Annotated in this window: 22 protein-coding genes; 6 read left to right on the forward strand and 16 right to left on the reverse strand. The window is 67.5% G+C overall.

Annotated elements, in window-relative coordinates; genetic code table 11:
• Positions 1-24 precede the first annotated feature (24 nt).
• The 4 genes from ACK4E3_RS03755 to serS form a co-directional block, all read right to left on the reverse strand.
• The gene (locus tag ACK4E3_RS03755; RefSeq protein ID WP_409696559.1) at positions 25-1,071 is read right to left on the reverse strand and encodes a peptidoglycan DD-metalloendopeptidase family protein; all 1,047 of its coding nucleotides are present in this window, start codon (positions 1,069-1,071) and stop codon (positions 25-27) included.
• Between the two features lie 225 nt (positions 1,072-1,296).
• The gene (locus ACK4E3_RS03760) at positions 1,297-1,950 is read right to left on the reverse strand and encodes a protein-L-isoaspartate(D-aspartate) O-methyltransferase (protein ID WP_409696562.1); all 654 of its coding nucleotides are present in this window, start codon (positions 1,948-1,950) and stop codon (positions 1,297-1,299) included.
• Positions 1,947-2,762 carry a 5'/3'-nucleotidase SurE gene (gene surE, locus ACK4E3_RS03765; protein WP_409696565.1) on the reverse strand — a complete coding sequence of 272 codons (816 nt, stop codon included), beginning with the start codon at positions 2,760-2,762 and terminating at the stop codon, positions 1,947-1,949. The genes ACK4E3_RS03760 and surE overlap by 4 nt, the downstream gene beginning before the upstream one ends.
• Entirely contained in the window at positions 2,762-4,192 is a 1,431-nt protein-coding gene (gene serS, locus ACK4E3_RS03770) for a serine--tRNA ligase (RefSeq protein WP_409696568.1), read from the reverse strand. Before serS ends, surE begins: the two co-directional genes overlap by 1 nt.
• Positions 4,193-4,394: 202 nt before the next feature.
• On the opposite strand from serS, the gene queA reads away from it, so the two are divergent.
• Together queA and tgt are read left to right on the forward strand one after the other, a co-directional pair.
• Positions 4,395-5,462, forward strand: coding sequence for a tRNA preQ1(34) S-adenosylmethionine ribosyltransferase-isomerase QueA (queA, locus tag ACK4E3_RS03775; protein ID WP_409696571.1), 1,068 nt, complete (start codon positions 4,395-4,397; stop codon positions 5,460-5,462).
• Positions 5,459-6,574, forward strand: coding sequence for a tRNA guanosine(34) transglycosylase Tgt (tgt, locus tag ACK4E3_RS03780; RefSeq protein WP_409696574.1), 1,116 nt, complete (start codon positions 5,459-5,461; stop codon positions 6,572-6,574). The genes queA and tgt overlap by 4 nt, the downstream gene beginning before the upstream one ends.
• 9 nt (positions 6,575-6,583) lie before the next feature.
• On the opposite strand, the gene ACK4E3_RS03785 is transcribed toward tgt, so the two are convergent.
• The 4 genes from ACK4E3_RS03785 to ACK4E3_RS03800 all read right to left on the reverse strand — a co-directional run bounded on the left by ACK4E3_RS03785 (position 6,584) and on the right by ACK4E3_RS03800 (position 10,767).
• On the reverse strand, positions 6,584-7,153 hold the full coding sequence (locus ACK4E3_RS03785; protein ID WP_409696577.1) for a hypothetical protein: 570 nt from the start codon (positions 7,151-7,153) through the stop codon (positions 6,584-6,586).
• A gap of 141 nt (positions 7,154-7,294) precedes the next feature.
• Positions 7,295-7,594: a hypothetical protein gene (locus tag ACK4E3_RS03790; RefSeq protein WP_409696580.1), complete on the reverse strand. Its 300-nt coding sequence runs from the start codon at positions 7,592-7,594 to the stop codon at positions 7,295-7,297.
• Positions 7,595-7,696: 102 nt separating this feature from the next.
• On the reverse strand, positions 7,697-9,901 hold the full coding sequence (gene purL / locus ACK4E3_RS03795) for a phosphoribosylformylglycinamidine synthase subunit PurL (RefSeq protein WP_409696583.1): 2,205 nt from the start codon (positions 9,899-9,901) through the stop codon (positions 7,697-7,699).
• A 62-nt stretch (positions 9,902-9,963) separates the two neighbouring features.
• Entirely contained in the window at positions 9,964-10,767 is an 804-nt protein-coding gene (locus ACK4E3_RS03800) for a hypothetical protein (protein ID WP_409696586.1), read from the reverse strand.
• A 173-nt stretch (positions 10,768-10,940) separates the two neighbouring features.
• Between ACK4E3_RS03800 and ACK4E3_RS03805 the strand changes: the two genes are divergently transcribed.
• Positions 10,941-11,078 (forward strand): hypothetical protein, encoded by a 138-nt coding sequence (locus tag ACK4E3_RS03805; RefSeq protein WP_409696589.1) that lies wholly within the window; start codon positions 10,941-10,943, stop codon positions 11,076-11,078.
• A gap of 139 nt (positions 11,079-11,217) precedes the next feature.
• On the opposite strand, the gene purQ is transcribed toward ACK4E3_RS03805, so the two are convergent.
• The 3 genes from purQ to purC all read right to left on the reverse strand — a co-directional run bounded on the left by purQ (position 11,218) and on the right by purC (position 12,998).
• On the reverse strand, positions 11,218-11,877 hold the full coding sequence (purQ, locus tag ACK4E3_RS03810; protein ID WP_409696592.1) for a phosphoribosylformylglycinamidine synthase subunit PurQ: 660 nt from the start codon (positions 11,875-11,877) through the stop codon (positions 11,218-11,220).
• Positions 11,878-12,003: 126 nt separating this feature from the next.
• Entirely contained in the window at positions 12,004-12,243 is a 240-nt protein-coding gene (gene purS, locus ACK4E3_RS03815) for a phosphoribosylformylglycinamidine synthase subunit PurS (protein WP_409696595.1), read from the reverse strand.
• Complete coding sequence (purC, locus tag ACK4E3_RS03820; RefSeq protein ID WP_409696598.1) at positions 12,243-12,998, reverse strand: phosphoribosylaminoimidazolesuccinocarboxamide synthase; 756 nt, start codon at positions 12,996-12,998, stop codon at positions 12,243-12,245. Before purC ends, purS begins: the two co-directional genes overlap by 1 nt.
• A 322-nt stretch (positions 12,999-13,320) precedes the next feature.
• Between purC and ACK4E3_RS03825 the strand changes: the two genes are divergently transcribed.
• Positions 13,321-13,644 carry a DUF1476 domain-containing protein gene (locus ACK4E3_RS03825; RefSeq protein ID WP_409696601.1) on the forward strand — a complete coding sequence of 108 codons (324 nt, stop codon included), beginning with the start codon at positions 13,321-13,323 and terminating at the stop codon, positions 13,642-13,644.
• A 153-nt stretch (positions 13,645-13,797) separates the two neighbouring features.
• Here ACK4E3_RS03825 and ACK4E3_RS03830 read toward each other — a convergent pair whose 3' ends face one another.
• Both ACK4E3_RS03830 and purB read right to left on the reverse strand, forming a co-directional pair.
• On the reverse strand, positions 13,798-14,385 hold the full coding sequence (locus tag ACK4E3_RS03830) for a fasciclin domain-containing protein (protein ID WP_409696604.1): 588 nt from the start codon (positions 14,383-14,385) through the stop codon (positions 13,798-13,800).
• Positions 14,386-14,535: 150 nt separating this feature from the next.
• Positions 14,536-15,834, reverse strand: coding sequence for an adenylosuccinate lyase (gene purB / locus ACK4E3_RS03835; RefSeq protein WP_409696607.1), 1,299 nt, complete (start codon positions 15,832-15,834; stop codon positions 14,536-14,538).
• Positions 15,835-16,003: 169 nt separating this feature from the next.
• Here purB and ACK4E3_RS03840 point away from each other — a divergent pair, with 169 nt between their 5' ends.
• Positions 16,004-16,324, forward strand: coding sequence for a DMT family transporter (locus ACK4E3_RS03840; RefSeq protein ID WP_409696610.1), 321 nt, complete (start codon positions 16,004-16,006; stop codon positions 16,322-16,324).
• A gap of 57 nt (positions 16,325-16,381) precedes the next feature.
• Entirely contained in the window at positions 16,382-17,038 is a 657-nt protein-coding gene (locus ACK4E3_RS03845; protein ID WP_409696612.1) for a glutathione S-transferase family protein, read from the forward strand.
• Here ACK4E3_RS03845 and radC read toward each other — a convergent pair.
• From radC to sfsA, 3 genes are all read right to left on the reverse strand, one after another.
• The gene (gene radC / locus ACK4E3_RS03850) at positions 17,035-17,751 is read right to left on the reverse strand and encodes a RadC family protein (protein WP_409696615.1); all 717 of its coding nucleotides are present in this window, start codon (positions 17,749-17,751) and stop codon (positions 17,035-17,037) included. The genes ACK4E3_RS03845 and radC overlap by 4 nt on opposite strands.
• Before the next feature lies 1 nt (position 17,752).
• A complete protein-coding gene (gene map / locus ACK4E3_RS03855) occupies positions 17,753-18,577 on the reverse strand; it encodes a type I methionyl aminopeptidase (protein ID WP_409696618.1) in 825 nt (274 codons plus the stop codon).
• Positions 18,578-18,704: 127 nt separating this feature from the next.
• On the reverse strand, positions 18,705-19,430 hold the full coding sequence (gene sfsA / locus ACK4E3_RS03860) for a DNA/RNA nuclease SfsA (protein WP_409696621.1): 726 nt from the start codon (positions 19,428-19,430) through the stop codon (positions 18,705-18,707).
• Positions 19,431-19,500: the final 70 nt, after the last annotated feature.

A 19,500-nucleotide genomic window follows, 5' to 3' on the forward strand; every position in this document is an offset into this window, starting at 1 on the left:
CAGCAAAGCTGTGCCTGCGTGATTTTAGCGCGGCAGCAGGCTCAGCGGATCGACCGGAACGGGCTGATCGCCGCTCATGCGCCGGGTCTCGAACTGGATGGAGGGGCGCCCGTCACCGGCCGAAGTGCCCACTGTGCCGATGACCTCGCCCTGGCGCACGTCCTGCTCGGCGCGCACGCTGATCGAGCCGAGGTGCGAATAGGCGCTGCGCCAGCCGTCGCGATGCACGATCACCACGGTGCGCCCGAGACCCGGCAGGTCCGAGCCCACATAGGCCACGCGCCCGGCCGCCGCCGCGCGCACGGCCTCGCCCTCGGGCGCGGCGATGTGGATGCCGTCATTGCGAAGGCCCATGCCCGCAGGCCCGAAGCGCCGCACGACCTCGCCGCGCACCGGCCACTCGAAGATGCCCTGATCTTGGGTCCGCTGGGCATTGGACTGCGGCCGCACCGGAGGCACCGGTCGCTCGGCAGGCGGGGGCGTCATGGTCGGCGGCGGCGGAGGGGCCGTGACCGGCGCAGGCGGATTGCCGGACGGGGGCAGAGGCGGCGGCGGCGTGGTGCCCGCATCGGCCACCAGCACGCCCACGGGCGAGGGTCCGGTGGCATAGGGATCGTGTCCGATGTCGATGGCGCTGTCGGGCAAGATCAGGCGGCCACCGGCACGGATGTCGCCACGGGGGCCGAGGCCGTTCAGGTCGATCAGGGTCTGCACGGGCGTCTGGAAGCGCCGGGCCACGCCCGAGAGCGTATCGCCCTGCTGGATCACATAGGCCGCGCCGGGCGTCATGCTGGGCATGGCAGGCGCTGGAAGGGACGCTGGGGCAGGGAGCGGCGCGGGCATGGCGGTCCCGCCCGCAGGCGGCAGGGGCGCCGAATCGATACCGTCCACGGGCGCGCCGTAGGTCTCGTCCACCGGCGGCGGCGCGGTCTCGGCGGGCAGGCCCACCGCTCCCTGATAGCTGCCAGCGGGCGGAACGGGCCGGGTGGGATAGCGCGGCTCTGCGGGCACATAGCTCGCGCACGCCGACAGCAGCATCAGGGCACTGGCAAGTCCCGTCCAGCGCAGCACCCGCCTCTGGCAAGCATCAGGATCGGTGATGCGGCGGTTAGCGGTCCGAGGCTGAGTGTGGGGCACGGTGATGAGGCTCCGTGTGGCTGTGGCAGGAATGTCGGCTCAAGGTGTGCGGCACGCGCACAGGGCCATGGCAAGGGCACGAAATTGCGGCGCCAAGGTTAATGCGCGGGTAACGATCAGCCAAGATCACGCAGATGCGATCCGGCCGCGCCGGTGGCCTCAGCCGTCCTCGCTCGCCTTGCCCTCGACCAGCGGCACGAAGCGCACCTCGCACAGGCTCTCGCGCCGATAGCTGCCGTCGTCCTCGGCGGTATAGCGATGCAGCATCTGCACCGAACCGCGCCCCACGGGCGCCACCAGCACGCCGCCGGGCTTGAGCTGGGTCAGAAGATCGCGCGGCTCTCCGGGTGCGGCCGCCGTCACCATGATGCGATCGAACGGCGCCTGCTCGGGCCAGCCAAGCCCGCCGTCGCCGTGGCGTGTGATGACGTTGTCGATGCCAAGGTGCCTCAGCCGCTCCTCGGCCTCGCGCAGCAGGCTGCGATAGCGCTCGACGGAATAGACATAGCGCGCAAGGCGGCTGAGCACTGCGCACTGATAGCCCGAGCCCGTGCCGATCTCGAGCACGCGATGGCGCGGCTCCACCTTCAGGGCCTGGGTCATCAGGCCCACGATGAAGGGCTGGCTGATGGTCTGGGCACAGTCGATGGGCAGGGCCTGATCTTCCCACGCCTGATCGAGAAAATGCGGATGCACGAAGACCGAGCGGTCGACGGCCTCCATGGCGGCGAGCACGCGCGGGTCGGTCACGCCCTGACGCCGCAGCCCCAGGATCAGCCGGGCCGCCCGCGTGACTTCCGGCCCTTCGCTCACAGCCCTGCCCTGATCCTGGCCGGGCCGAGAACCTGGCGCGGCGGCGCGCCGCCCAGCCGGCGTTTGAGGTCATTGACGCTCTTGCGATGGGTCAGGTCGATGTGCAGCGGCGTCACCGAAATGCGCCCCTCGGCCACGGCGCGCAGGTCCGTGCCGTCGGGATAGACCTGCTCGCGACCGCGAAAGCTCATCCAGTAATAGGGCCGCCCGCGCAGGTCGGTGCGCTGAACGGCGTGCATCTCGCTCAGGTCGCGAAAGCCCTGGCTGGTCACCTCGACCTCGCGCACCTGATCGGGCGACAGATTGGGAAAGTTGACGTTCATGATGACGCCCTCGTCCCAGTCATGCTCCAGCAGGTTGGAGATGATGCCGGGCGCAAAGGTCTCGGCCGTCTGCCACGGCGCGATCACCTCGTCATGGAAACGCTCCAGCGACTGCGACAGCGCAATGGAGCGGATGCCGAATGCCATGCCCTGCAAGGCCCCCGCCACCGTGCCCGAATAGCTGACGTCCTCGCCCAGATTGTGCCCGCGATTGACGCCGGACAGCACCAGATCGGGCTTATGCTCGCCCATCAGGTCGTTGACCGCCAGGATCACGCAGTCGGTGGGCGTGCCGCTGACGGCAAAGCGGCGCTCGCCCAGCGTCTTGACCCGCAGCGGCTCGGTCAGGGTCAGGCCACGGCCCTTGCCCGACTGCTCGACCTCGGGCGCGCACACCCACACATCGTCCGAGAACTGGCGCGCGATGCGCTCAAGGCACGCCAGACCCTCGGCCTCGATGCCATCATCGTTGGTCAGCAGAATCCGCATCAGCCCCCCACGTGGGCGAGCCCGCCCATGTAAGGCCTGAGCGCGTCCGGCACGCTGATGCGCCCGCCCTCGTCCTGATAGTTCTCCATGATCGCCACCAGGGTGCGCCCGACCGCCAGGCCCGAGCCATTGAGAGTGTGGACGTATTCGGTCTTCTTCTCGCCGCTGCGCCTGAAGCGCGCATCCATGCGCCGGGCCTGGAAGTCACCGCAGTTCGAGCACGAGCTGATCTCGCGATAGATGCCCTGGCTGGGCAGCCAGACCTCGAGGTCGAAGGTCTTGCGGGCCGAAAAGCCCATGTCGCCCTTGCACAGAAGCATCCGGCGATAGGGAAGCTGCAAGGCCTCCAGCACGGCCTCGGCGCAGGCCGTCATGCGCTCGTGCTCGGCGTCGGAGTCTTCGGGGCGGGTGATCGAGACCAGCTCGACCTTGCTGAACTGGTGCTGGCGGATCAGGCCGCGCGTGTCGCGCCCCGCAGAGCCCGCCTCGGCCCGGAAGCACGGGGTGAGCGCGGTCAGGCGCATGGGCGTGGCCAGCTCGTCCTCGGACAGTATCTGCTTGCGCACCAGATTGGTCAGGGACACCTCGGCGGTGGGGATGAGGTAACGTCGAGCCGTGACATCAAACCTGGCTTCGGCCTCTTTAAGTGCAGTGACAACCGCAACGATTGTGGAATGTATGCCATCGTCCGCCTTAAGCTCACCGACGCGAGAATTGATAAAGGCCTTGCGCTCATCATCCAGAGAAGCGGCCACGCGCGTTGAGAACAAATCATCCTCGAACTTCGGCAGCTGCCCCGTGCCGAACATGGCCTCGTCACGCACCAGATAGGGCGGGTTCACCTCCAGATAGCCGTGCCTGTCCGTCTGCATGTCCAGCATGAACTGGCCGATGGCGCGCTCCAGCCGGGCCAGCTGGCCCTTGAGCACCGCAAAGCGCGCACCCGACATCCGCGCCGCTGCCTCGAAGTCCAGCATGCCCAGCGCCTCGCCGAGGTCCGCATGGTCGACTTTGGGTCCGGTGGTGCGCGGCTCGCCCCACGCCCTGACCTCGACATTGCCGCTCTCGTCCTCGCCATCGGGCACATCGTCCGCCGCCAGGTTCTTGAGACCCGCCAGCAGGTCGCGCAGCTTGCCGCCCTTCTCGGTCTCCGTGGCCGCAGCCGCATCAATGGCGTCTTTCAGCGCCGCCACCTCGGCCTTGAGACGCTCGGCCTCATCCCTGTCGCCCCTGCCCATGGCCGCGCCGATGGCCTTGGAGGCGGCGTTGCGCCGCGACTGCGCCTCCTGCCCCTGCGTCTGGGCGGCGCGAAGGTCGCGGTCGAGCGCCAGCAGCTCCGCGACCGTCCTGTCAGCGTCCTCGACCCCGCGCGCGGACCACCCGGCAATGAAGGCCTGGGGATTGTCGCGGATGGCTTTGATATCGTGCATGGCGGTCCGGTGTGTGCGGGGAGAGGCGGCGCAGGCCGCAAATAGCGCGTCACCTAGTCGCGCGTCATGGTTCAAATCGCAAGGGGGGCTCAAATCGCAAGGGGCCCCAAATCGCAAGGGCCCCAAATCGCAAGTGGTTATCGCCGCCCGCGCACCACCCGGCCCTTGACCGCGCCGATGGCCCGGCCCATTGACGCCGCCCATGCTGACCAAGGACTTCGACTTCGACCTGCCCGAGGACCGCATCGCGCTTCGCCCCGTCGAGCCGCGCGATGGCGCGCGCCTGCTGCTGGTGCGTGACGGACAGCTGGAGGACCGCATCGTGCGCGATCTGGCCGAGCTGCTGCGCCCCGGCGATGCGCTGGTCTTCAACGATACGCGCGTGATCCCCGCCCGCCTGTCGGGCCACAGACACCGGCAGGGCGATGAGGGCGAGACGCTGAGCGTGGCCATCGAGGCCACCTTGCATCACCGCGACGCGCCCGATGTCTGGTCCGCCTTCATGAAGCCGGGCCGTCGCATCCGGCCGGGCGACACAATCGTGTTCGGCAAAGATAGCTTGCGCGCCGAGGTGCTGGCCAAGGCCGACGACGGGCTGGTCAGCCTGCGCTTTGATCAGGCCGGGCCTGCGCTGGACGATGCCATCCGCGCCATCGGCGTCATGCCCCTGCCCCCCTATATCGCTGCGCGCCGGGCCGAGGATGCCCGCGACCACAGCGACTATCAGACCGTCTATGCCCGCCATGACGGCTCGGTGGCGGCACCTACCGCCGGGCTGCATTTTACCCCTGAGCTGATGCAGCGGCTGGCTGCGCGAGGCGTCAGCCTGCACAGCGTGACCCTGCACGTGGGCGCGGGCACCTTCCTGCCGGTCAAGGTCGATGACGTGCGCGAGCACCGGATGCACGCCGAATGGGGCGAGGTCAGCGCGACAACCGCCGAGGCGCTCAACGCCGTGCGCGCGGCGGGCGGGCGCATCGTGTGCGTGGGCACCACCTCGCTGCGCCTGATCGAGAGCGCGGCGGGCGAGGACGACGTACTCAGGCCCTTCAGCGGCGACACCTCGATCTTCATCACGCCGGGATACCGCTTTCGCGCCGTTGACGTGCTGATGACCAATTTCCACCTGCCGCGCTCGACCCTGTTCATGCTGGTGTGCGCCTTTGCGGGCACGGATACCATGAAGCGCGCCTATGCCCATGCCATCGAGACGGGCTATCGCTTTTATTCCTATGGCGATGGCAGCCTTCTGTTTCGGAGCGGCGTGTGAGCTTTCCCTTCCAGATCAGCGCCACGGACGGTCTTGCACGCACCGGCGTGCTGAAGACGGCGCGCGGCGACATCCGCACCCCGGCCTTCATGCCCGTGGGCACCGCTGCCACGGTCAAGGCGCTGAGCGTCGATCAGGTGGCCGCCACGGGCGCGGACATCATCCTTGGCAACACCTATCACCTGATGCTCAGGCCCGGCCCCGAGCGCATGAGGCGCCTTGGCGGCCTGCACCGCTTCATGGGCTGGAGCGGGCCGATCCTGACGGACTCGGGCGGCTTTCAGGTGATGAGCCTGTCTGGCATCTCGAAGGTGCGCGAGGAGGCCGTGACCTTCCAGAGCCACATCGACGGCTCGCGCCACGTGCTGAGCCCCGAGCGCTCGGTCGAGATCCAGGCCGACGCCATCGGCGCGGACATCGTGATGCAGCTCGATGAGTGTGTGTCCTGGCCTGCCGAGCAAGCGCGGGCGCGCGAGGCGATGGAACTGTCGGCCCGCTGGGGGGCGCGCTGCAAGGCGGCGTTCGGAACGCGCGATCGTCAGGCCCTGTTCGGCATCCAGCAGGGATCGACCTTCGAGCCTCTGCGCCGCGAATCGTCCGAGCGTCTGATCGAGATCGGTTTTGACGGCTATGCCATCGGCGGGCTGGCCGTGGGCGAGGGCCATCAGGCCATGTGCGAGACTCTGGATTTCGCCACGGGCTTCCTGCCTGCGCAGCGGCCCCGCTATCTGATGGGCGTGGGCAAGCCCGTCGATCTGGTCGAGGCGGTGGCGCGCGGGGTGGACATGTTCGATTGCGTGCTGCCTACGCGCTCGGGCCGCCACGGTCAGGCCTGGACATGGGACGGGCCCATCAACCTCAAGAACGCGCGCTTTGCCGAGGCTGACGAGCCGCTGGACCCGGACACGCCCGGCGACGCCAGCCAGCGCTATTCAAAGGCCTATCTGCACCATCTGGTGCGCGCGGACGAGATACTGGGACAGGTGCTGCTGAGCTGGCACAACATCGCCTTCTTCCAGACCCTGACCGCCGCCATGCGCGCCGCCATCAGCGAGGGGCGCTTCGAGGCCTTCCGGCGTGATTTCCATGCCCGCCATGTGAGGGCGGACTGAAGCGCCGGTTCAGCGACGGCGCGCGCCGCCGGGCTCTGGCGTGAACCAGCGGGGCGCTGCGGGGGGTGCACAGTTCTCACGCATGCCGATGCCCTTGAGGAACGCCCGGCGGATGCGTCCGGCCTGAATGGCGCCCTGCACCTGACGGCTGTGCTGCTCGGCACCGGTCAGACGGCGCACCCAGCTTCGCATGGGAATGAAGTCGGTGGTGGTGTCGCGGATCGCCGCCAGCGTCGCATCGGCGGCGGCATCGGAGGCATATTCGCTGATCAGGCGGCCATCGGGTGCAGGCGGCTCGTCCGCGTCGGGACCAAGGGCATCATCGAGGCGGCGCACCTCGGCCGCGATGGATGTGCACTGGTCGAGATTGCGAAGATCGTAGGGATTGGCCTGGGCCTGCAACAGCACGATCGGGATTTCCTGACGGCGCAGGTTCAGATCCTCCAGCGGCGCGGCCACGGCATCGCCAAAGCCCTCGCGCACCTCGCCCACGCCGCCGCCGACCGAGCGCACGGCCTGACAGCCCGACAGGACCATGGCCATCGCGGCGACGCCCACGACGAAAACTGCCTTACGCATGAAAACGCCTACCCCTGATGCAACAGGCGCCGGTCCGGCGCCGCACGTGTCAAACGCGGCACGCACCTCTTTGTGCCCCGCCCGTGAGAAAGAGTCGATGGATCAGGCACTTCAACAGGTCGTGAGGGCCATCAGCAATGCTCAGTGAAGGATGCCCACCGCCGCCTCGGCCCACATCAGCAGAACGGCCAGCACCACCAGTGCCGCGATGAGCACACGCACCGCGCGCGAGCGGGTGCGCGCGACGGCCAGCTCGATCACCAGACCCGCCCCGACCAGCAGCGCGCCCGCGAACAGGAAGTCCTCGACGCCCCAGTTGACCTCGGATGTAAGACGCATGGCGATCATGGGTGCCAGCAGCACGGCCAGAACCAGCCCCCAGCCCGCCACGCGCCACGGATTGCCGATGATCCCGCTTGCCTGAACCTGATTGTGGGCCATTGCCCGTCCCTGCCAAATGCCGCCGGGACGCCCGATGCGTCCCATGCCCGGCAGGGCGCATATCACGCCTGCGCACGGGCTCTTGGCAACAGGATTCTCGGCTCAGCCGATCCAGCGCGGCATCCAGCTCTCGTGGGCATCACGCAGGCGCTCGAGAGGGATGTCGAACAGGCCCGCCGCGCGCACGCTGTCGCCGCCCGCGCGCCCGATCACGCGCGCCGGAACGCCCGCCTTTTCCGCCGCATCCAGAACATCGGCGGCATCGGGCACGGCCAGCAGATAGCGGGCCTGATCCTCACCGAACAGAAGCCCCAGCGCCGGGGCCTCCACCTCGAGCGCGATCCCGCAGCCCGACGCCAGCGCCATGTCGCACACCGCGCCGATCAGACCGCCGTCCGACAGGTCGTGGCACTGGGTCACGATGCCCTCGCCAATCAGGCCCCGGACCAGATCGCCGTTGCGCCTCTCGGTGGCCAGATCGACCGGTGGAGGCGCGCCTTCCTCGCGGCCCAGCACCTCGCGCAAGTAAAGCGAGGCGCCCATGTGACCGAGGCTTTCGCCGATCAGCACCAGCTCATCACCCTCGGCCAGCCCGCCAAAGCCCGCCGCCAGATCGTAGTTGCGCAAGAGCCCCACGCCGCCGACCGTGGGCGTGGGCGGAATGGCCTGGCCATTGGTCTCGTTGTAGAGGCTGACGTTGCCGCTCACCACGGGGAAGTCCAGCGCGCGGCAGGCCTCGGCCATGCCCTCGATGGCGCGCACGATCTGGCCCATGATCTCGGGGCGCTGCGGGTTGCCGAAGTTCAGATTGTCGGTGATGGCGATCGGCTCGGCGCCCACGGCCGTCAGGTTGCGCCAGGCCTCGGCCACGGCCTGCTTGCCGCCCTCGAAGGGGTCGGCCTCGACGTAGCGCGGCGTGCAGTCCGAAGTGACGGCCAGCGCCTTGGACGTGCCGTGTACGCGCACGATGCCCGCATCATGGCCCGTGTCGCTGTCGGCAAGGGTGTCGGCCATGACGTGCCGGTCATACTGCTCCCAGATCCAGCGCTTGGAGGCCATGTCAGGACAACCCATGAGGGTCAGGATCGCCCCCTCCCAGTCGCCCGGCTCGTCCAGATCGCCGGCCATGACGGGCGGGCGGGCCTCGGGCGCGGTCCAGGGGCGCTCATAAAGCGGTGCATCGTCGAACAGGGGCGCCAGCGGCACATCGCAGACCGTCTCGCCCTGATGGCGCAGGATCAGCCGCCCCGTGTCGGTGGTGCGCCCGATGACGGCGGCATCAAGACCCCATTTCTGAAAGATGCGATGGCCGTCCGCCTCACGCCCCGGCTTGAGGATGGCCAGCATCCGCTCCTGGCTTTCGGACAACATCATCTCGTAGGCGCTCATGCCCGCCTCGCGCTGGGGCACCTGATCGAGGTCAAGCTCGATGCCGACCCCGCCCTTGCCCGCCATCTCGACCGACGATGATGTCAGACCCGCCGCGCCCATGTCCTGAATGGCAGCCACCGCGCCCGAGGCCATCAGCTCCAGCGTCGCCTCGATCAGCAGCTTTTCGGCAAACGGGTCGCCCACCTGCACGGTGGGGCGCTTGGCGTCTGACTCGTCGTCGAACTCGGCCGAGGACATGGTGGCACCGTGGATGCCGTCGCGCCCCGTCTTGGAGCCGAAATAGACCACCGAAAGGCCCGCTGCCGGGGCTGCGGAATAGAAGATCGAGTCCGCGCGCGCCAGCCCCACGCACATGGCGTTCACAAGGATGTTGCCGTTATAGCCCCGGTGAAAGTTGGTCTCGCCCGCGACCGTCGGAACCCCCACGCAGTTGCCATAACCGCCGATGCCAGACACCACGCCCGTGACCAGGCGCCGGGTCTTCTCGTGCTCGGGATCGCCGAAGCGCAGGGCATTGAGCAGGGCCACGGGCCGCGCGCCCATGGTGAAGACATCGCGCATGATGCCGCCCACGCCCGTGGCCGCGCCCTGATAGGGCTCGATGAAGCTGGGGTGGTTGTGGCTCTCCATCTTGAAGATGGCCGCATCGCCATCGTCGATGTCGATCACCCCGGCGTTCTCGCCCGGCCCGCAGATCACGCGCGGGCCCTTGGTGGGAAACTTGCCCAGGTGCACCTTGGAAGACTTGTAGGAGCAGTGCTCGGACCACATGACCGAGAAGACGCCCAACTCGACCTGCGTGGGCTCGCGCCCCAGGCGGTCGAGAACGACCTGATACTCGCCGTCCGACAGGCCGTATTCGCTGGCCAGCTCGGCCATGGTCTTTTCTGCGCTGTTCGTCTTTTGCGTGCTCATGGCGCGCTTCTAGAGCCTCGCTGCGCGCCATGGAAGCCGCAGGGCGCGCGCGGCCCTATAAATCAGTAGCGGGCGGACTTCACTACGTCAGGGCGAAGCTGGAAGACGATGACGATGGCCCCGATCAGCACGATCAGGCTGGCAGCGAGGGCGGCAAAACCCACAAGCGGGTTGTCGGCCTGCTCGGCCACGAACGCGCCCAACAATCCCCAGCTTACCGGCAGGGCGATGGCCAGCAGGGCAAGGCGCGCCACCACCCCCAGCGTCACCAGGGCGACGAGCGCAATGGCAGCCAGTGCCCAGCCATCGGGGCTAAGAAACGCTGGCAGGGTTTCGGTGGCGGTCATGGCGCTGAGCAGGTTCAGCGGCGCGGCGATCATCAGCCAGCCCGCCAGCAGGCCCAGCGGCCAGACCACCAGCCAGCGGTCCATGTCGGTGCGTAGAATGCTGCGAATGCCGCCCGCATGACGGATCATGGGTACGACGAGCGCCAGAACGGCGGTGAAGATCAGCACGACGGTCAGCCACTGCTGGCCAAGGGCGGCGGCGACGATCCACAGGGCTATGGCACCAAAGGCGATGACCGAGGGCCAGCCCATGCGCCGGATGATGTCGCTCTCGGGCGTCTGGGGCAGCACCTGCCGGATCGCATAGGCCAGAATACCCACATAGATCAGGCTCCAGATGGCGAACGCATAGCCCTCCACGCGCAGGGTCGAGTCGCCCCGGGCACTGAACTCGGCCTGTGATAGGCCCAGGCCGGCGAGATTCTGGATCAGGGGCACGAGAACGGCGGCAATGGCAGCGCCGAGAACGATCAGGCGGCGACGGCGCTGGGCGGGCGTCGGGCGAGCGATGGCTTCCATGAGTTTTTGATCTCGCGCAGGCGATGATGGGACGATGACAATACGCACAAGCGCGGCCTTGGGTTTCACGCAGCCGTGAAAGCCTCTGGGGAACATTGCACGCCCACGACCGGTTGGGGTGATGAGGACGCGCGCCCTCCCAATCCCGAAAGCGGACCATTCAGGAGGAAACCATGGCCCAACCACAGCAGCCCCAGCAGCAGCCCGGCGAGCGCGAGCACGAGCGCCAAGCCCAGGGTGAGAAGACCCCGCAACAGCAGCAGCCCGGCCAGAACCCGCCCGAGCAGCAGCAGCCCGATCAGCGCCAGTAAGGCGCCACCCAATTCAAGAACCCGGATTATCGCCGCACCCCCTCCGGTCTCCTGGAGCACCCCACGCGGCGATAGCAGGAGGCCCGGTCCGTCGCGGATCGGGCCTTTTGCATGATGGGAAGGTGCGTGGCGAGGCCGGTCAGGCCGCCAGGACGCTCTGGAACAGGACGGCGCCATCCGCCGAGCCCAGCTCCGGCTCGAACGCCCGGTCGGGGTGAGGCATCATGCCCAGCACATTGCCCGCGCCGTTGGTGATACCGGCAATGTCGGCCAGCGAGCCGTTGGGATTTTCGACATAGCGGAAGGCGACCTGCCCCTCGCCTTCCAGCCGCGTCAGGGTGTCGGCATCGGCGAAGAAATTGCCATCGCCATTGCCCTGGGTCATGACCGGGCGCGCGCCTTCGCCATAACCGCGGGTGAAGGGCGTCGAGGCATTGGCGACCACCAGCTCGACGGGCTTGCAAACATACTTCAGCCCCGCATTGCGCAGCAGGGCGCCGGGCAGCATCCCGGCCTCGCACAGGATCTGAAAGCCGTTGCAGATGCCAAGCACCGCCACCCCGCGATCGGCGGCGGCGCGCACTTCGCCCATCACCGGAGACAGGGCCGCCATGGCACCGCAGCGCAGGTAATCGCCATAGGAGAATCCGCCCGGCAGCACGATCAGGTCGAGCCCGTCCGGCAGGGCCGTTTCCTGATGCCAGACCATATCCACTCGCGCGCCCGTGGAGCGTTCGATGGCCACGCGACAGTCGCGGTCGCAATTCGAGCCGGGGAAGACGATGACGGCAGCTTTCATGGGCGGGGCTGTATCAGGCTTTGACGGGGCTGTCAGGAGGATGGCGGCTGCAGTCGAGCCTTCCGGTGCCATGGGCCGGATCGCGCGCCGGGCCGGTCCGCGCCTGCCCTGCTCATGGACAGGGCATCAGGCCAGTTCGATGCGATAGCTCTCGATCACCGTGTTGGTCAGCAAGGTCTCGCACATGCGCCGCACCTCGGCCTCGGCGTGGACGTGATCTTCTGTGTCCAGCTCGAACTCGATCAGCTTGCCCACGCGCGTGTCGGCCACGCCTGGCCAGCCGAGGCCGTGCAGGGCCGCCTCGACCGCCTTGCCCTGAACGTCGAGAACGCCGGGCTTGAGAAAGACGTGAACCCTGACCTTCATCAGTGCAGCCCCCCCTGAATGACCGTGGGCATGTCCTTCATGATGCCCAGACGGCGCGCCACTTCCGTATAGCTCTCGATCACATTGCCCATGTCGCGGCGGAAGCGGTCCTTGTCCAGCTTCTCGCCCGAGGCCGTGTCCCACAGGCGGCAGGAATCGGGGCTGATCTCGTCGGCCAGCAGCACGCGGCTGAACTCGTTCTCATAGACGCGGCCGAACTCGATCTTGAAGTCCACCAGGGTGATGCCCACACCGGCGAACAGGCCCGAGAGGAAGTCGTTCACGCGCACGGTCATGGCGAGGATGTCGTCCATCTCCTGAGTCGAGGCCCAGTTGAAGGCGCTGATGTGCTCCTCGGTGACCATGGGATCGCCCAGCTCGTCCTTCTTGTAGTAGAATTCGATGATCGAACGCGGCAGGGGCGTGCCCTCGGCCATGCCGAGCCGCTGGGCCATGGAACCGGCCACGATGTTGCGGCACACCACCTCGATGGGGATGATCTCGACCTCGCGCACGAGCTGCTCGCGCAGCGACAGGCGGCGGATGAAGTGGTTGGCGATGCCGATGCTGCCCAGCCGCGTCATCATGAATTCAGAGATGCGGTTGTTGAGCACCCCCTTGCCCTCGAGCGTGGCCTTCTTCTGGGCGTTGAAGGCGGTCGCGTCATCCTTGAAATACTGGACGATGGTGCCCGGCTCAGGCCCCTCGTAGAGGATCTTGGCCTTGCCTTCGTAGATTTTCTTGCGGCGGGTCATGCAGTGTCCCGAGAGGGAAGAGGGAGGACGATGGCGTTCGGCAATCCCCTGCGGTCCAAAACGAAAACGACCGGCCAGGGCCCGACTGCTGAGCCTTGCTGACCGGTGCGTGACGGAATCGACCTCGGGGCCACCTTTTCGCGGTGCAAACTATCCCAGCGCGCCCGCGCGTGCAAACGGGCGGCCTCGCGGCCCTGCGACCCCCGGACCCGGCTGCGGACCGGGCCATGCCCCGCCCGCTGTGCGCCATGCCGGTTCTTGTTGCGTTCGGCCCGAAGCGGGCTATAGACGAGCAACATTTTATGCGGAGCTTAATTGCGTAATGACGACCTTCGAGGATCGCGAAAAAGCCTTCGAGAGCAAGTTCGCGCTCGACCAGGAACAGGAGTTCAAGGCGGTGGCGCGGCGCAACCGCCTGCTGGGCCTGTGGGCCGCCGAGAAGATGGGCCTGTCGCCCGACAGCGCCGAGGAATATGCCAAGGCCGTCGTGCGCGCCGACTTTGAACAACCCGGCGACGAGGACGTGCTGCGCAAGGTTGCCGGTGACTTCCGCGCCTCAAGCCTCAATGCCACCGAGGGCGAGATCCGCTCCAAGATGGACGAGCTGCTCGCCATCGCCCGGGAACAGATCAAGGCCGGCGAGTAACGCCCTCCCCGCCTGCTGCAAAAAGGCAGAGGCCGCGCCCTGGTGCACAGGACGCGGCCTCTTTCGTTCCGGGGGACTTGGGGGGAAGCATCGGTCCGGAACGACCGGGCGCAGGCGGCTTCATGAACCTGCGCCCGTGTTCTGTCCGGCTGATCAGCCGGGCATGACCACCGTGTCGATGGCGTGGATCACGCCGTTCGAGGCAGCCACGTCGGCGATCACCACGTTCGAGGTGTTGCCGGCGGCGTCGGTCAGCTGCCAGGTGCCGTTGTTGTTGCGCAGGGTGATCGTGCCGCCCTGCACCGTGGTCAGGCGCACTTCACCGCCCGTGCCGGCCTGGCTGGCCAGATCGGCGGCGGTCAGGTTACCGGGCACCACGTGATAGGTCAGGATGCGTTGCAGGTCGTTGCGCTGGGCAGGCTGGGTCAGGTTCTCGACCGTGCCGGCAGGCAGCTTCTCGAAGGCGGCGTCGGTCGGCGCGAACACCGTGAACGGACCCGAGCCGTTCAGCGTGTCCACCAGACCGGCGGCCTGGACGGCAGCGACCAGGGTCTCGAAGTCGTTGTTCGACTGGGCCACCTCGACGATGGTCCCGGTGCTGGCGGGCGCACCGGCCACGGGAGCGTCGACGTCGGTCTCGGCGGTCACGGTCGTGGTGTTGTTCGCGGGTTCACCGCAGGCGGCCAGTCCAACCAGAGCGGTCGCCGACACGGCGATGGCAAAAGTGCGAGCGTAGTTCATGGAGGTCTCCTGAGTTGACCGCTTGCGCGCGGTTCTCGGGAAAGACTCGCGAGGCCCCCGAAAAGATGCGGTGCCGATCAAAAAAATTTGCGCGCCCGTGAGCCGTTCGTGACGGGTGGCGCGCCGCGTGGCCCCGATTTCGCCGGAAAGTCAGCGACGGAAGACGCGCTCGAAAATCGTGTCGACGTGGCGGGTGTGATAGCCGATGTCGAACAGCGCCTCGAGGGCATCATCGCCGAGCACCACGCGCGAGTCGGCCTTGAGGAAGTCCAGAAACGCCCCCTCGCCGCGCCAGACCTTCATGGCGTTTTCCTGCACCATGGCATAGGCATCCTCGCGCGAGACCCCTGCCTGGGTCAGGGCCAGCATGACCCTCTGGCTGTGCACCAGACCACCCAGCCGGTCCATGTTGCGCGCCATGTTGTCGGGATAGACCTGCAAACGCTCGATCACGCCCGCCAGCCGGTGCAGGGCGAAATCCAGATGGATGGTGGCGTCCGGGCCGATGCCGCGCTCGACCGAGGAGTGGCTGATGTCCCGCTCGTGCCACAGGGCCACGTTCTCCATGGCCGGCACCACCGCCGATCGCACCAGACGGGCAAGGCCGGTCAGGTTCTCGGTCAGGATGGGGTTGCGCTTGTGAGGCATGGCCGACGAGCCCTTCTGGCCCGGATCGAACGGCTCCTCGGCTTCGAGCACCTCGGTGCGTTGCAGGTGCCTGATCTCGACGGCGAGGCGCTCGACCGAACTGGCCACCACACCCAAAGCGGCAAAGAAGGCGGCATGGCGATCACGCGGGATCACCTGCGTGGAGACGGGCTCGGGGCTGAGACCCATCTTTTCCGCCACATAGGCTTCGACGCTGGGATCGACATTGGCGAAGGTGCCCACGGCTCCTGAAATGGCGCAGGTGGCCACCTCGTCACGCGCAGCCAGCAGGCGGCGGCGCGCACGCTGGAACTCGGCATGATAGCCTGCCAGCTTGAGGCCGAAGGTCACGGGCTCGGCATGGATCCCGTGACTGCGGCCCACGCACGGGGTGAGCCTGTGCTCGCGCGCCCGGCTCTCCAGCGCCGCCAGCACACGGTCCACGCCCTCGACCAGCAGGTCGCTGGCCCGGCAGAGCTGCACCGCGAAACAGGTGTCGAGCACGTCAGAGCTGGTCATGCCCTGATGCAGGAAGCGCGCCTCGTCGCCGACGATCTCGGCCACGTGGGTAAGGAAGGCGATCACATCGTGGCGGGTGGTGCGTTCGATCTCGTCGATGCGCTCGGCGTCGAACACCGCATCGCGGCCCTTTTCCCAGATGGCGTCCGCCGCCTGCTGCGGGATCACGCCCAGCTCGGCCATCCTGGTGGCGGCATGGGCCTCGATCTCGAACCAGATGCGATACTTGGTCTCCTGCGACCAGATGGCGACGGCGGCGGGGCGGGCATAGCGGCTGATCATGGCCGCTGCGTTTCGGTCGGGGTCCGGCGGGAGTCAAGAGCGCAGCTTGACAAACGCCCGCGCTGCCCCAGATCAGAGCGAACAGGAGGACGACCTCCCCCTCTTTCGGGAAGAACCGCCGGGACGACCCGGCTGGCCGCGTGCCAGTCACCTTAATGGGTCATTTTCCATGGCGTGGATATTCCTTCTTCTTGCCGGTCTGTTCGAGATCGTCTGGGCGTTTCTGATGAAAGCGTCTGACGGCTTCACGCGCCTGTGGCCGTCCGTTGGCACCATCGGTTTCATGATTGTCAGCTTCGGCCTGCTGGCGCTGGCCATGCGCACCCTGCCGCTGGGCACCGCCTATGCGATCTGGACAGGCATCGGCGCAGTGGGCGCGTTCGCGCTGGGCGTGCTGGTGTTGGGCGAGCCCCTGACGCCGCTGCGCGTGGCAGGCGTCACGCTTGTGGTCTCGGGCCTTGTTGTGCTGAAGCTGGCTTCGGCCCAGTAAGGGCGGGCGACCAGTGAGGGCGGGCGACCAGTGAAGGCGGGCGAAAGGGAGCACATCATGCAGCTCATCATCGGCAACAAGGCCTATTCCACCTGGTCCCTGCGGCCATGGCTGATCCTGAAGCGCTGCGGTGCGCGCTTCGAGGAGGTGATGGTCCCGTTGAACCGGGCCGACACGGCCGAGGCCATTGCGCGCTACGCCCCGGCAGGCAAGGTTCCGGCCCTGATCGTGGATGGCGTGACCATCTGGGATTCCCTGGCCATCGCCCTGTGGTGCGACGAGCAGTTCCCCGAAGCCGGGCTGTGGCCTGCCGATGCCCGCGCCCGGGCCGTGGCGCGCGCGGCGGTGTGCGAGATGCATTCGGCATTCGGTACCTTGCGCACCGAGCTGGGCATGGGGCCGCAGCACACCATGACCAGCATCTCCGATACGCCCCATCAGCCGGGCGAGGCGCTGAAGGCCGACATCGCGCGCATGCTTGCCCTGTGGATGGATGCAAAGGCCCGCTTCGGCGCGGGCGGGCCGTGGCTGTTCGGCACATGGAGCATCGCCGATGCCTTCTTCACGCCCGTGGCCGCACGCTTTCGCCACTTTGGCATCGCCCTGTCCGGGCACGGCGACGATGGCACGGCACAGGCCTATTGCGAGGCGCTGCTGTCCCAGCCGGACTATCTGGAATGGGAGCGGGCCGGGCGCGCGGAAACCGGCACCTAGAGAAGGCCCATTGCCTTGAAGCTGGCCACGCCCTCTCGCCCCACCACAAGATGATCGTGAACGGCGATGTTGAGCAGCTTGCCCGCCTCGATCACCTGCCGGGTCATGTCGATGTCCGCCCGCGATGGCGTAGGATCGCCGGAAGGGTGGTTGTGCACCAGAATGATGGCGCTGGCCGAGACCTCCAGCGCGCGGCGCACCACCTCGCGCGGATAGACCGGCGCATGATCGACCGTGCCCCGGTTCTGAAGCTCGTCGAGGATGAGCTGGTTCTTCTTGTCCAGATAGAGCACGCGAAACTGCTCGCGCGGCTCGTGCTGCAAGGCCACGCGCACATAGGACAGCAGTGCGCTCCATGACGAGATCACCGTGCGCCGCTGGGGCTCCTCCAGGGCCACCCGCCGGGCCACCTCGTGCAGGGCCGCCAGATCCAGCGCCGTCTCGGCACCGACGCCGCGCCTGCGCCCGCGGCTGTCCTCGGTCTTGACGCTCATCAGATCCTCGAGGGAAGCCGCCAGCACCGCCGAAAGCGAGCCGAAGCGGGTCAGCAGCGCCTTGGCGACGGGCTTCACGTCGCCCTGGGGCTGGCTGCGAAACAGGAACAGCTCCAGCAGCTCATAGTCGGGCAGGCCCGCCAGCCCCGCCGTGCGTGCGCGCTCGCGCAGCCGCTCGCGATGGCCCAGATGATGCGGCTTGCTGCCCCCCTCGCCCACCTCAGCTCCAGCGGGGCCGGAACAGGCCGCCGGGGCTGGCCGTGAACAGCTCCACGCCGTCTTCGGTGACGCCCACGGTATGCTCGCACTGGGCCGACAGGGACTTGTCGCGCGTCACCGCCGTCCAGCCGTCCGAGAGCACCTTAACGTGCGGCTTGCCCAGATTGACCATGGGCTCGACGGTGAAGAACATGCCCGCCTTGAGCACCGCGCCCTCGCCCTTGCGGCCAAAGTGCAGGACGTTGGGCGCATCATGGAACAACCGCCCGATGCCGTGGCCGCAGAAGTCGCGCACCACGCTCATGCGCTGGGCCTCGACGAAGCTCTGGATGGCATAGCCGATGTCGCCGAAGGTGTTGCCCGGTTTCACCTGAGCCAGACCGCGCTCCAGCGCGTCATAGGTCACGTCGACAAGGCGGCGCGCGCGTGCGCCGATCTCTCCGACCGCATACATGCGGCTGGAATCCCCGTGCCAGCCATCGACGATCACGGTGTGGTCAATGTTGACGATGTCGCCTTCCTTGAGCGCCCGATCACCCGGAATCCCATGGCAGACAACGTGATTGATCGAGGTGCAGATGGTGCGCGAATAGCCCTTGTAGCCAAGGCACGCAGGCACGGCTCCATGATCGAGGGTGAAGGCGTGGATGCGCCGGTCCAGCTCGTCGGTGGTCACGCCCGGAACGACATATTCGCCGATCATGTCCAGGGCCTCGGCTACCAGACGACCCGCGCGGCGCATGCCCTCAAAGCCCTCCGGCCCATGGACGCGGATGGTTCCCGTGCGCACGGGCTGGTCGAGGTCGTCTTCGAGAATGTCGGTCATGTGGCCCGTATCTAGCGGCTCCGGCGTCCCGAATCCAGCCCCCCGCGTCCGGCCTTTCGCCCGCAAACGCTTTTTCCAGAAGGATTACAGAAGGAGCCGCAGCCATCGCGGCGCGTCATGACATCTATCAGGGGCCGGGCGCCTCGATCCACTTCATGGGCCGGTCCATCACTATGGCGCGCTCGCTCAGCGAACAGCCCATGACGATCACCTCCACGCCCGCGCGCGCCGCCTCAGCGAGCGCCCTGCCATAGGCCGGGTCGAGATCATGGGCAGCCCTGAAAACGGTGCAGTCGCCGCGCTGGACACAGAACACCATCACCGCCCGCGCCCCCGTGGCGGCCACGCGCGTCAGGGCATGAAGATGCTTCACGCCGCGCTCTGTGCGACAGTCGGGAAACTCGGCAAGGGCGTGTGTGCGCGACAGGTGCACGTTCTTGACCTCGACCCAGGCCGGGGCGCGCCCCTCGCTCTCCAGCAGGATGTCGATGCGCGAGGGCCTGGGCTGGTCGCGGTCATAGACCACTTCGCGCCTCAGGCTCCCGTACCCGGCAAGGGCGGGGATGCGACCCTCCGTGATCGCCTCGGCCACAAGCGCATTGGGATGCTGGGTGTTGACCCCGACCAGGCCGCTTTCCAGTGCCACCATCTCAAGGGTCAGAGGCAGCTTGCGCGAAGGATTGAACGAGCGCGACAGCAGCACGGGCAGGCCCGGCGCATCCAGTCCCAGCATGGCGCCGGAGTTGGGCACATGGGCCGTGACGCTCTCGCCCCCCGCCATAACCACATCGGCAAGAAAACGCTTGTAGCGGCGCTCAAGCACGCCATGTTCGAGCGGTGAATCAAATCGCATGATCCACCCTCCCGCCCCTGCTGCCCCGGATCAAGACCGCACCTGTCCGAACGTGATGACACGCCCCAGA

The sequence above is a fragment of the Brevundimonas sp. genome (assembly GCF_046299595.1).
Classification (GTDB): Bacteria; Pseudomonadota; Alphaproteobacteria; order Caulobacterales; family Caulobacteraceae; genus Brevundimonas.

Coding starts and splice junctions, on each gene's coding strand:
- queA (WP_409696571.1), top strand. CDS start 4,395: ATGCTGACCAAGGACTTCGACTTCGACCTGCCCGAGGACCGCATCGCG.
- purL (WP_409696583.1), bottom strand. CDS start 9,901: ATGAGCACGCAAAAGACGAACAGCGCAGAAAAGACCATGGCCGAGCTG.
- purS (WP_409696595.1), bottom strand. CDS start 12,243: ATGAAGGTCAGGGTTCACGTCTTTCTCAAGCCCGGCGTTCTCGACGTT.
- ACK4E3_RS03825 (WP_409696601.1), top strand. CDS start 13,321: ATGACGACCTTCGAGGATCGCGAAAAAGCCTTCGAGAGCAAGTTCGCG.
- ACK4E3_RS03805 (WP_409696589.1), top strand. CDS start 10,941: ATGGCCCAACCACAGCAGCCCCAGCAGCAGCCCGGCGAGCGCGAGCAC.
- ACK4E3_RS03830 (WP_409696604.1), bottom strand. CDS start 14,385: ATGAACTACGCTCGCACTTTTGCCATCGCCGTGTCGGCGACCGCTCTG.
- surE (WP_409696565.1), bottom strand. CDS start 2,762: ATGCGGATTCTGCTGACCAACGATGATGGCATCGAGGCCGAGGGTCTG.
- map (WP_409696618.1), bottom strand. CDS start 18,577: ATGACCGACATTCTCGAAGACGACCTCGACCAGCCCGTGCGCACGGGA.
- ACK4E3_RS03845 (WP_409696612.1), top strand. CDS start 16,382: ATGCAGCTCATCATCGGCAACAAGGCCTATTCCACCTGGTCCCTGCGG.
- purQ (WP_409696592.1), bottom strand. CDS start 11,877: ATGAAAGCTGCCGTCATCGTCTTCCCCGGCTCGAATTGCGACCGCGAC.
- sfsA (WP_409696621.1), bottom strand. CDS start 19,430: ATGCGATTTGATTCACCGCTCGAACATGGCGTGCTTGAGCGCCGCTAC.
- ACK4E3_RS03785 (WP_409696577.1), bottom strand. CDS start 7,153: ATGCGTAAGGCAGTTTTCGTCGTGGGCGTCGCCGCGATGGCCATGGTC.
- ACK4E3_RS03800 (WP_409696586.1), bottom strand. CDS start 10,767: ATGGAAGCCATCGCTCGCCCGACGCCCGCCCAGCGCCGTCGCCGCCTG.
- ACK4E3_RS03840 (WP_409696610.1), top strand. CDS start 16,004: ATGGCGTGGATATTCCTTCTTCTTGCCGGTCTGTTCGAGATCGTCTGG.
- ACK4E3_RS03790 (WP_409696580.1), bottom strand. CDS start 7,594: ATGGCCCACAATCAGGTTCAGGCAAGCGGGATCATCGGCAATCCGTGG.
- purB (WP_409696607.1), bottom strand. CDS start 15,834: ATGATCAGCCGCTATGCCCGCCCCGCCGCCGTCGCCATCTGGTCGCAG.
- serS (WP_409696568.1), bottom strand. CDS start 4,192: ATGCACGATATCAAAGCCATCCGCGACAATCCCCAGGCCTTCATTGCC.
- purC (WP_409696598.1), bottom strand. CDS start 12,998: ATGACCCGCCGCAAGAAAATCTACGAAGGCAAGGCCAAGATCCTCTAC.